We start from the raw sequence: 10,558 nt of genomic DNA, 5'->3' as shown, positions 1-10,558 counted from the left end.
ACTCAGAGGTCGTCCCAGTAGTCGGGTTCGTTCCCGGGCTTCCACTTGATGCTGCAGCCGCGAGCGGGCGCGAACTCCCGGGTCACGTCGTCGCCGGCGAGGACGGTGTCGATGGCGTCACGCATCTCGAATCCGGGGTCGTCCGACGGCTCCGCATCGGGGGACTGTGCGTCGTCGAGGCGGCCGTGGTAGGCGAGTTCGAAGCCGTCGCGGTTCGCGAACAGGAAGGGGTCGGGCGTGCAGACCGCGCCGTAGGCCGCCGCGGTCGCCTGCGATTCGTCGCGGAGGTAGGCGTCGTAGTCCACAGTGCCTTCTCGGACGGCGTCGCGCATGGCGTCGAAGGAGTCGTCGGGGTAGGCGTCGGCGTCGTTCGGGTTGATGCCGACCACGGCCACGTCGTCGTAGTCGGCGGCGATGGCGTTCAGGGTCGGGTGTTTCGCCTGCGCGTACGGACAGTGATTGCACGTGAAGACGACGAGCAGGGCGTCGTACTCGCGGAAGTCGTCGAGCGAGTGCGTTTCGCCGTCGGTGTCGGGGAGCGAGAAGTCAGGTGCCGGGTCGCCGCGGTCGAGCACGCGCGTGGATTCGCCTGCCATGGTGGACGCAACGGCGAGCGGTCGGAAAAGCGCTCGGCCCGCGGGCGCGTTCGCCTACTCGAACCCCCACTCGTTGGCGCGGCGTTCGGCCTCCTCGCGGGCGCGTTCGCGGAGGTCCGCGATGGCGTCGTCGTCCGCGAGGAAGGCTTCGACGGCGTCGAGCGACCCGGTGTCCGTGTCGTCGGGCGTGCGGTCGCGAGTACGGGCGGCGAGCGCGTCGTCGCCGGCGAGGTGGGTGGCGGGCGCGTCGGCCGCGACCGCGGCGTCGGCCGGCGTCGACGGAGCGGGGTCGGCGTGGAGTTCGACGCGGACGGGACCAGGGTTCGCGAACGCGGCGAGCGCCGCGCCGCCGGTGCGGCCGTCGCTGTGCCGGGCGTGCGTCGGTACGCCGTCGTCGAACCAGAGGGTGAGGCGGTCGGCGGCGTCGAGGAGGAGCGTCTGCTGGGGTTCGAAGACGGCGCGGCCGGTGTGGTCCGCGTCGAGCGCCGTCTCCAGGGGGGTGGCGGAGTCGGGGACGGTGCGGGCGAAGACGAGCCGACTCATACGTCGTCGGGGACGACGGTGCGCCGGAATCGGTCGGCGACGGTGGCCTCACTTCCGGGTTCGACGGAGAGTTCATCGGCGATGCGGCGGTAGGCGGCCGCGGCGGGGCTGTCCGGCGCGTGCGCGAGGAGCGGCTCGCCCGCGCGGCGGGCGTGCCGGGCGGCGTCGTCCTCCGGTACGCTCCCGAGGACGGGGCCGTCGAAGTAGCGTTCGGACTGTGCGGCGACGCGCTCGACGCCCGCCTCGTCCCGCACGCGGTTGTAGATGACGCCCGCAACGCCGGTGTCGTAGGACGCGGCGTACTCCTGGACCTTGAGCGCGTCGCTCAGGGCGGGAACGGTGGGCTGAGTGACGAGGACGACGCGGTCCGCGAGAACGATGGGGAGGACGGCGCGCCGGGACGCGAGGGTCGCCGGGGAGTCGAGGAGCAGTACGTCGGTGTCGGCGGCGAGCGTCGCGACCACGTCACGGAGGCGGGTCGGGTCGGCGGCGCGGAAGTCGCCGAGGTCGGTGCCGCAGGGGACGACGCGCAGCCCGAAGCGCTCGTAGGTCGCGTCCGCGACGCGGGCGTCGATGTCGGCGAGCAGGAGGTCGTGGAGGGTCGTGTCGGCGTCCGCGAGGCCGGCGTGGAAGAGCAGGTTCGCCATCCCGGTGTCGGCGTCGACGACGGTGACGTCGTAGCGCTCCGCGAGCGCCATCCCGAGCGCGAGCGCGCTCGTCGTCTTCCCCGTCCCGCCCTTGCCGCTCGCCACCGCGAACACCTCGACCATTAGTTCTCCCGAAGCGGTATCGGGTAATAAAGTCGCGGGTTAGAGGGTGTTTGACTCGATGTCGCGCGGGAAGTACGTCAGCTGGTCGGTGCCGTCCTCCGTGATGGCGACGGTGTCGGAGTGCCGGTAGCCGTACGTGTCCGTGTAGATGCCGGGTTCGATGGTGTAGACGTGCCCGGGCTCCATGGTGCCGTCCGCGCCCGCGTCGATGTACGGTGGTTCGTGCGCGCCCAGTCCGATGTTGTGGCCGACGTGGTGCTGGGCGTACGCCGCGACCCCCTGCTCCGCGAGGTACTCCGAGACCAGGTCGTCGACGTACGCGATTTCGACGCCCGGGCCGAGCGCGTCGATGGCGATGGTCTGGGCTTCGAGCATCAGTTCGAAGTAGTCCGCCTGCTCGTCCGTGGGGTCGCCGACGAACATCGTGCGTTCGAGTTCCGAGTGGTAGCCGTCCACGTTCGCCGTCGCACCCGTCACTAGCACGTCGCCCTCGCTGAGGCGTTCGTTCGCCGTGTGGCCGTGCGGAAGCCGCGTTTGCTCGCCCGCGATGTAGCCCGCGTGCACGGGACCGTCGCCCCGCGTCCGCACCGCGTACTCGTCGCCGAGCGCGTCCAGCATCGCCCGCGACCCCTCCATCGACGCGCGCTGACTCACCGTCACCGGATGCGCGCCGGCCTCCGTGTGCTCCGCAAGGTAGCGGTGCGCGAGGTTCGCCCAGCGCGCGGACTCCCGAATCAACTCGACTTCGGCGTCGGACTTCGCGTACCGCAGCCGCGCCACCCAGTCCTGACTCTCCACGTCCACGAACTCGGAGAGCGCCGGCCCCTCGTACCCCATCACGCCCGGCGCGCCGTCCATGTCCGCCGCCACCGCGTCGGCGTCGAGGTCGGCCAGCATCTCCGCCGCAGTCTCCACGGGCGCACCCTGCGGGTAGTCGAAGTACGAGTACACCGCGTCGATGCGCGGATTCTCGGAGACGCGCTCGACCTCCAACCGCGGCACCGTAATCGCCACCTCGTCCATCGTCACCGCGAGCACGACCGGGCGCTCCGTCTGAATGTGCGCGAATCCCGACACGTACTCGATGCTCGTCGCGCCGAACCACACGCCCGCGTCCACGCCAGCGTCCGCGATACGGTCGCGCACCGCGTCCAACCGCCGGTCGAACTCGCCCGCCGGAACCTCCGTATACATACCGAGAGCGACCGCAAGCACCCCGAAAAAACCCCGGCTCCCGGAAATCCGCCACCACGCCCTTCCGCCCAGAACACGACGAATACCACGTGAACACCCACACGAAACTCCTACTCGTCGGCGCCGTCGTCTTCGCGCTCCCCATCCCCGGGACCTTCATCCTCGGTGCACTCATCCTCCTCACCGGAACCGCACTCTACTGGCTCCAGGAGTGAACAGCGGGGGCGGGCGTCCGAGCCATCGAATCGGGCTGCTGGGGCCGTCGCGCGGGCGCTAACGCTCGCGTAGGAGGCGGGGGTCGACGGAGGATTGGGGCGACGTGGGCGATTGGGCGCAGGCGCGCACGTGCGTCGCGACACGGACGGGAAAGGATAAACTTCGCCCGGCGCAAGTGACGGCATACATGGATTCTCAGCAGGACACTCTCCCGGGGGCCGAGGACGGGGCGACGCTCGACCTCGACACCCTCGAATCTCATCTCTGGGAGGCGGCGGACATCCTCCGCGGCAGCATCGACGCCGCCGACTACAAGAACTACATCTTCGGTATTCTCTTCCTGAAACGCATCAACGACCGCTTCGACGAGGAGACCGAGGAGATCGTTGAAGAGGAAGGTATCGATGAGGAAATTGTCCGAAGTGACCGTGAACTCCACGTGGAGTTCTGGGTTCCTGAACGCGCCCGCTGGAACCACATCAAGGCCCAAGACACTGACATTGGCGCGGCCCTAAACAAAGCCCTCGAAGCCGTCGAGGATGAAAACGATGAGATCTCAGAGTTCGTCCTCACGACTGTCGACTTCAACGACAAGGAACGCCTTTCGGACGCGACGCTCGACGAGCTCGTCACGCACTTCGACAAGCACCGGTATCGGAACGTCGACCTCGACGACCCCGACATCTTCGGCCGCGCCTACGAATACCTCATCCGCCAGTTCGCCGACGACGCCGGGAAGAAAGGCGGCGAGTTCTACACGCCCCGTGAAGTCGTCCAGCTCCTCGTTGACTGCGTTGACCCTGATCCGGGCGACCGTGTCTACGACCCCGCGTGCGGCTCCGGTGGCATGCTCATCTACTCCGCTCAGCACGTCGAACAGGAAGGCGGTGACCGCGAGGATATCTCCCTGTACGGCCAGGAGAAGAACCTGAACACGTGGGCAATCGGCGAGATGAACATGCTCCTCCACGAACTCCCCGACGCCCAACTCGCCAAGGGCGACACCATCACCGAACCGAAGTACGTCACCGAGCACGATGAACTCCGACAGTTCGACAGGGTCGTCGCGAACCCGCCGTGGAACGACAAGACGTGGGGCAAGGAGTGGGTCCAGGAAAACGAGCCGTACAACCGCTTCGACTACGGCCTGCCGCCGAAGAACCGCGGTGACTGGGCGTGGATTCAGCTGATGGTTTCCTCGCTCAACGAGACGGGAAAGGCGGGCATCGTGATGGACAACGGCGTGCTCTTCCGCTCGCGCTCGGAAAAGAAGATCCGCAAGCCGTTCTTGGAGGACGACCTCATCGAAGCGGTCATCGCGCTCCCGGAGAACCTCTTCTATAATACGGGTTCGCCGGGCTGTCTGCTCATCTTCAACAAGGACAAGCCAGAGGAGCGGAAGGACAAGGTCCTCTTCATCTACGCCGAGGACGAGGAATTGCGGGAGTCCGGGACGCAGGTGTACGAGGAGCTCTCGAACCAGAATCGACTCACCGACAAGGGCGTCGAGTATCTCGCCGAGACCTATCTGACAGGACGGGAGGAGGACCACCACAGTCGGCTGGTTGATTTGGAGGAGATCGAGGAAAACGACTGGAACCTGAACGTACCGCGCTACGTTGACACGACAGAGCCCGAAGAGCCGATTGACGTGAGTGCGAAACTGGAGGAGTTGGACCGGTTGGCCGAGAAGCGCGAACGGACAGAGACGGAGCTAGAGGAGTATATGGAGGAGTTGGAATACCGATGAGTGGGGGACTCAAAATCTCGGACCTTGGAGAAGGGCATAGAGAGGTCCAAATCGGGCCAAAACGATTCGAGATGCCTTCCGAATGGGAGGTGAAAACGATACCAGAACTCTGCGACCTGAGTACGGAAAGCTTCGATCCAGACGAGCACAGTTCGGAAACGTTCGAGTACATCGATATCGATTCAGTTTCGCGGGGGCGTATTGAGAAGTCAAAAACGACGCCGATTGATGAGGCGCCTAGTCGAGCAAAGCAGATCGTTCACGAGGGCGACACGCTAGTCGGGAAAGTCCGCCCGTACCTCCAAGCATTCGCACCGGTCACGGAGAAACACGATGGAAAAGTATGTTCAACCGGGTTCGCAGTACTATCAGCGAAGGATGAGGTCTCTTCGGAATATATCACACAAGCAGTATTGAGCAAGTACTTCCTGGACCAAATGACGAATCGGATGACGGGGACCAGCTACCCTGCCGTTAATAAATCTGACTTTGAAAACGTCCAGCTATTTGTCCCGCCTCTCCCTGAACAACGCCGGATCGGCGAGGTGCTTTCGACGGTAGACGAACAGATTCGGGAGGCGGATGAAGCTATTGAGGAGACAGAAGAATTAAAGCGGGGCTTGATGCAGGACCTTCTGGTCCGAGGAATCGGTCACGACGAATACGAGGAACTGCACCTTGGCCCCCGGAAGCTGGAAGTCCCGTCCAAATGGCAAAAAGCACGGTTAGAGAACGTAACTGAAATCATCACTCGTGGGAAGCAGCCAACGTACGTTGAGGAGGGTGGGGTTCCCGTTCTAAACCAGTCCTGTATCTACTGGGATGGATTCTATCCGGAGGAGCTGAAGCGTCTTGACTCCGAGGTTGCATCGGGCTGGAAAGACAAGTACTGGGTCAAGAACGGCGACGTGCTGATAAACTCCACGGGGAAAGGGACCCTCGGTCGTGCGTTGGAGTGGACGAATGAGTCAGATACGCACGCACTCGACTCTCACATTACTCGGGTACATCCCGACGAGTCTGTGCTTGACCCCACGTATCTGCGGTTCTATCTGGAGTCGAATCACGGACAGAAGATGCTGTATGCGTTCTGTGTTGCCGGCTCTACCGGCCAAATTGAACTTTCCAAAACGGACCTCCAGACGATGCCGATCCTCCTCCCACCGATTGAGGAACAGCGAGAGATATCCGAAGCGTTCCACCGCGTAAATCAGAAACTGCAGGACGAACAGGAAACGAAGGAAGACTACCAACAACTCAAACGCGGCCTGATGCAGGACCTCCTCACCGGAAAGCGCCGCCTCGAAACAGAATAACAATGCCCGACGAGTACGCCGATACCGAGCGGCCCGCCCTCGAAACCCTCGGCACACTGGGCTGGGAAATCCGCGACCAGCAAGCCGAACGCTGGACGGACCCCCGCGACACCAAATCGTCGGCCGTACTCGAACCCCGACTCCGGAGCGCCGTCGAGGACCTCAATCCCTGGATTAGCGAGAACAATCTGAATCAGGTCGTCCGCGAAATCCAGCACGTCACCGGGACGAGCGCGATGGACGAAAACGAGCAAATCCACGAAAAACTCGTCCAGCATACCTCGGTCAAGCAGGACCGCGGGCACGGGCTGAAGCATCAGACGGTGCGCTTCATCGACTACGAGCACCCGGAGAACAACGACTTCTTCGCGCTGAACCAGTTCAGCGTCGAGGGCGATATCGAGACCATCCGTCCCGACATCGTCCTGTTCGTCAACGGCCTTCCGCTCGGCGTCATCGAGTGCAAGTCACCAACCGTCGCCGAGCCGCGGAGCGACGCCCTCGAACAACTCCACCGCTACCAGAACGAGCGAACCAAATCCGGTAGCGAAGGCGCGGAAGAACTCTTCCGCTACAATCAGTTCTCGGTCGCGACGTGGTACGAAGGTGCGGTGATGGGAACCTACGGAACGCCGAAGAACCAGTACAAGCCCTGGCGCGACCCCTACCCCCTCGAAGACGACGACCTCGCGGAGCTGTTCGACGTCGACTACGTCACGCCACAGCACCGGATGCTGTACGCGCTCTTCGAACCCGAGCGCCTCCTCGACCAGCTCCGACACTTCACCGTCTTCGAGACGAAGCAATCGGGGTCGGTGAAAATGGTCGCACGCTACCAGCAGTACCGCGCCGTCCACAAAGCCCTCGAACGCATCAACAAACGCAGCCAACACGAGGCTCAGGGCGGCGTTATCTGGCACACCCAAGGCTCCGGAAAGTCGCTCACGATGCTCTTCCTCGGGCTGAAACTCCGTCGTCAGAAACCCGACCCAACCCTACTGTTGGTGACCGATCGCTCCGCACTCGACGACCAGATTCACGCCACCTTCGAGCGGTGTGGCTTTCCGAATCCACGGAAGGCCGAGGATATCGAGGACCTCCGCGAGAAACTCAGCCACAACGCCGGGGAGACAATCACGACGCTGATTCAGAAGTTCCAGACTACCGACGACGAGGAGGGGGACTTCCCCGTGCTCTCGCGGGACGACGACATCTACGTGATGGTCGACGAGGCCCACCGCACCCAGTACAAGCAACTCGCGAACAACATGCGGACCGCCCTCCCGAACGCCTTCTACGTCGGGTTCACCGGGACGCCCATCGAGAAGGACGAACGCGACACTCGCCGGACGTTCGGAAACTACGTCGACACGTACACTATCGACCAGTCGCTCGAAGACGACACCACCGTCGAAATCCTCTACCAGGGACGCCTCGCCGACATCCACCTCGAAGGCGCAGACCTCGACCGCGTGTTTGACCGCGTGTTCGCCGAATACGATGAAGACGAGAAGGCGGAAATCAAGAAGCGATACGCGCAGGAGCGAGACCTTGCGGAAGCCGAATCCCGAATCAGACGGGTCGCCCTCGACATCGTCGACCACTTCGAGGAACAGATCGCGCCGCCGTTCAAGGGGATGGTCGTCACCCCGAGCAAACGCGCGGCTATCCGATACAAGGAGACCCTGGACGAGCTCAACGGTCCGGAGTCTCGCGTCGTCATTTCCCACGACCACAATGACCCCGAGGCCGTGAAGAAGTGGGCTCCCTCGGACTCCGAGCTCAGTACGTACAAGGAGCAGTTCGTTGACCCGGACGGCGACGTGGAGCTCCTCATCGTCTGTGATATGCTCCTCACGGGCTTCGACGCGCCCGTCGCGCAGGTGATGTACCTCGATAAGCCGCTGCGTGAGCACAACCTCCTCCAGGCTATCGCGCGGGTAAATCGGCCGTTTGAGGACAAGAATCACGGCCTTATCGTTGACTACTACGGCGTCTCCGACGACCTGAAAGAAGCGCTCGCGATGTTCAGCGCCGACGACATCGACCGCGCGATGATCCCCTTCGAGGACAAAGAGCCCGAACTGGAGGCCGCGCACAACAAGGCTGTCTCGTTCTTCGACGACCTCGACGACACCGAGGCATGCGTGCAGACTCTCGAACCGGAGGACGTCCGCATCGAGTTCATGAACGCCTTCAAGCGCTTCTCGAAACTCATGGACATCGTCCTCCCCGACCCTGCTGCGAACCCCTACAAGAAGGATCTCGAACGCCTCAGCGAGGTGTACGGGAAAGCAAAGGAGCGCTACCGCGACGACTCAATGAACCTCGAAGGCTGCGGGGCGAAGGTTCGAGAACTCATCCACGACCATATTCGGTCGTCCGGCATCGAAGTTCTCAACGACGAACCGGTGTCCGTGATGGAGAGCGGGGAGTTCGAGACGCACATAGAGTCCTTACAGGATGACGAAGCACGGGCGAGTGAGATGCAGCACGCGATCAAACACGAGATCAACGTCCGGTACGACGAGGATCCCGTTCACTACCAGTCTCTGCAGGAACGCGTCGAAGAACTCATCGAGAAATACAAGGAAGGACGCCGTACGGACCAGGAGGTTATCGAAGAACTCCGCGATGTCCTCAACGAGATGCGGTCACGCGACCAGCAGGCGCGTGAGAAGGGACTGAATGACTCGACGGAACTCTCCTTCTACCACGCCCTGGAGGACGTCTTACAGACCGAAGACCGAGACGTCGACGAGGAGGATCTGCTGGAACTGACGGGCGAGATCGTTTCCGAAGTTGAGGACGTGGTGTCCGTTGTGGAGTGGAAACGAAAGGTGAACGTTCAGAACAAGCTCCGGAAACAGGTGAAAATCCAACTCTACAAATCCGACTTGGAACTCACCAACGAAGAGCGGGACGCACTGACGAACAAAGTCATCGAACTCGCCCGGACACACTACGAATGAAGCGTCAGTACCACATCGGCCAGACCGTCGTACCCTACGAAATCGACTGGTCGGCGAACCGCGAAACCATCGGCCTCTCCGTCGACACCTCGATGGAGCTGACCGTGACCGCGCCGATGAGCGCGACACACGACGACGTCGAAGCGGCCCTCGACGAGAAACAGCCGTGGATTCTCGAAACTATCTACGGCCTCGGCGAACAGGCGGATCCACCGCTCGATAAGGAATTCCTGAGTGGCGAGAAGCTGCTGTATCGCGGCCGACAGTACCATCTGAAGGTTCAGGAGGACGATGTCTCGGAGCCGACGCTCTCCTTCGACGGGAACAGATTCACACTCCACGTCCACCGCTTCGACAAGCCCGACGACGACGTGAGCATTCGCCGGAAACGCCAGGCCGTCGTCGATTGGTATATCGAACGAGCAAAGAGCGAACTAGGAGAGCGCGTCGAGGCCCACGCCTCGAAACTCGACGCGACAGCCGTCACCGTCGACGTCGTCGACCTCGACAACCGCTGGGGGGAATACCAGGCGGGGACAGTCCGACTCCACTGGCGGCTAATCCTCGCCCCCGTCCGGATTCAAGACTACGTCGTCGTCCACGAACTCGCCCACAAAAACCACGACGAACATTCCGCCGGATTCTGGAACGCCGTTGGCTCCGTGCTCCCCGACTACAAGGACCGCCGCCGCTGGCTCCGACTAAACGGAAACACCCTCACCGTCTGAAACCCTCGGTCACGCGCACGCAGAGTATAATTTGTCGGAAGAGTCCGCCCTCCTCGAGTTTGAACTCCGTCAGACGACGCGCTCACTTCGTTCGCGCGCTGCGACTGACGTGCTCAAATCGGGTCGCGTGGCGTTTCACGGCTCACTTCGTTCGTCGGAAAAGCCCGCCCTCCCCGATTTGAAACGCGCGAGACTCCCTGCAGTCGTCTCGCTGTTCCCCGCTCGCTTTGCTCGCGAGGACGGGGGGCAAGCCGATCTACAGTCAGCCACAGATCGACAAGAAACGAAGTCCGCCCTCCCCGATTTGAACGGGGGGCAAGCCGATCTACAGTCGGCTGCTCTACCAGTCTGAGCTAAGGGCGGTCGCATTCGTTTCTAGCCCCTGATTCGGATAAAAGGGTTATCATTCGGGAGGCGTGTGACAGCGTCCGACAGCGGCGGTGGGTTGATGTATGATGCGCGGGTAGTTCGAG

General features: G+C 62.7%; 9 protein-coding genes and 1 tRNA gene. 5 read left to right on the top strand and 5 right to left on the bottom strand.

Annotated features, from left to right (window positions below; translation table 11 throughout):
- Positions 1–2: 2 nt before the first annotated feature.
- The 4 genes from U3A55_RS13630 to U3A55_RS13615 are packed head-to-tail and all read right to left on the bottom strand — an operon-like array spanning position 3 to position 3,103.
- Positions 3–596, bottom strand: a complete 594-nt coding sequence (locus tag U3A55_RS13630; RefSeq protein ID WP_330992046.1) for a thioredoxin family protein — start codon at positions 594–596, stop codon at positions 3–5.
- A gap of 54 nt (positions 597–650) precedes the next feature.
- Positions 651–1,139 (bottom strand): hypothetical protein, encoded by a 489-nt coding sequence (locus U3A55_RS13625; RefSeq protein ID WP_330992045.1) that lies wholly within the window; start codon positions 1,137–1,139, stop codon positions 651–653.
- Entirely contained in the window at positions 1,136–1,909 is a 774-nt protein-coding gene (locus U3A55_RS13620; protein ID WP_330992044.1) for a nucleotide-binding protein, read from the bottom strand. The genes U3A55_RS13625 and U3A55_RS13620 overlap by 4 nt, the downstream gene beginning before the upstream one ends.
- Before the next feature lie 39 nt (positions 1,910–1,948).
- Positions 1,949–3,103 (bottom strand): M24 family metallopeptidase, encoded by a 1,155-nt coding sequence (locus U3A55_RS13615; RefSeq protein ID WP_330992043.1) that lies wholly within the window; start codon positions 3,101–3,103, stop codon positions 1,949–1,951.
- Between the two features lie 89 nt (positions 3,104–3,192).
- Between U3A55_RS13615 and U3A55_RS13610 the strand changes: the two genes are divergently transcribed.
- The 5 genes from U3A55_RS13610 to U3A55_RS13590 all read left to right on the top strand — a co-directional run bounded on the left by U3A55_RS13610 (position 3,193) and on the right by U3A55_RS13590 (position 10,085).
- Positions 3,193–3,318, top strand: a complete 126-nt coding sequence (locus U3A55_RS13610) for a hypothetical protein (RefSeq protein WP_330992042.1) — start codon at positions 3,193–3,195, stop codon at positions 3,316–3,318.
- Between the two features lie 188 nt (positions 3,319–3,506).
- The gene (locus U3A55_RS13605; RefSeq protein ID WP_330992041.1) at positions 3,507–5,069 is read left to right on the top strand and encodes a class I SAM-dependent DNA methyltransferase; all 1,563 of its coding nucleotides are present in this window, start codon (positions 3,507–3,509) and stop codon (positions 5,067–5,069) included.
- Positions 5,066–6,385 carry a restriction endonuclease subunit S gene (locus U3A55_RS13600; RefSeq protein ID WP_330992040.1) on the top strand — a complete coding sequence of 440 codons (1,320 nt, stop codon included), beginning with the start codon at positions 5,066–5,068 and terminating at the stop codon, positions 6,383–6,385. The genes U3A55_RS13605 and U3A55_RS13600 overlap by 4 nt, the downstream gene beginning before the upstream one ends.
- Before the next feature lie 2 nt (positions 6,386–6,387).
- The gene (locus U3A55_RS13595; RefSeq protein WP_330992039.1) at positions 6,388–9,357 is read left to right on the top strand and encodes a type I restriction endonuclease subunit R; all 2,970 of its coding nucleotides are present in this window, start codon (positions 6,388–6,390) and stop codon (positions 9,355–9,357) included.
- Entirely contained in the window at positions 9,354–10,085 is a 732-nt protein-coding gene (locus U3A55_RS13590; protein ID WP_330992038.1) for a M48 family metallopeptidase, read from the top strand. Before U3A55_RS13595 ends, U3A55_RS13590 begins: the two co-directional genes overlap by 4 nt.
- 289 nt (positions 10,086–10,374) lie before the next feature.
- Here U3A55_RS13590 and U3A55_RS13585 read toward each other — a convergent pair.
- A tRNA-Tyr gene (locus tag U3A55_RS13585) sits at positions 10,375–10,448 on the bottom strand.
- Between the last annotated feature and the right edge of the window lie 110 nt (positions 10,449–10,558).

The sequence above is a fragment of the Salarchaeum sp. III genome (assembly GCF_036418315.1).
Taxonomy (GTDB): domain Archaea; phylum Halobacteriota; class Halobacteria; order Halobacteriales; family Halobacteriaceae; genus Salarchaeum.
Note: the sequence above shows the minus strand (reverse complement) of the source record. Positions and strands in the feature narration are given on the sequence as shown.

Coding starts and splice junctions, on each gene's coding strand:
- U3A55_RS13630 (WP_330992046.1), bottom strand. CDS start 596: ATGGCAGGCGAATCCACGCGCGTGCTCGACCGCGGCGACCCGGCACCT.
- U3A55_RS13625 (WP_330992045.1), bottom strand. CDS start 1,139: ATGAGTCGGCTCGTCTTCGCCCGCACCGTCCCCGACTCCGCCACCCCC.
- U3A55_RS13620 (WP_330992044.1), bottom strand. CDS start 1,909: ATGGTCGAGGTGTTCGCGGTGGCGAGCGGCAAGGGCGGGACGGGGAAG.
- U3A55_RS13615 (WP_330992043.1), bottom strand. CDS start 3,103: ATGTATACGGAGGTTCCGGCGGGCGAGTTCGACCGGCGGTTGGACGCG.
- U3A55_RS13605 (WP_330992041.1), top strand. CDS start 3,507: ATGGATTCTCAGCAGGACACTCTCCCGGGGGCCGAGGACGGGGCGACG.
- U3A55_RS13600 (WP_330992040.1), top strand. CDS start 5,066: ATGAGTGGGGGACTCAAAATCTCGGACCTTGGAGAAGGGCATAGAGAG.
- U3A55_RS13595 (WP_330992039.1), top strand. CDS start 6,388: ATGCCCGACGAGTACGCCGATACCGAGCGGCCCGCCCTCGAAACCCTC.
- U3A55_RS13590 (WP_330992038.1), top strand. CDS start 9,354: ATGAAGCGTCAGTACCACATCGGCCAGACCGTCGTACCCTACGAAATC.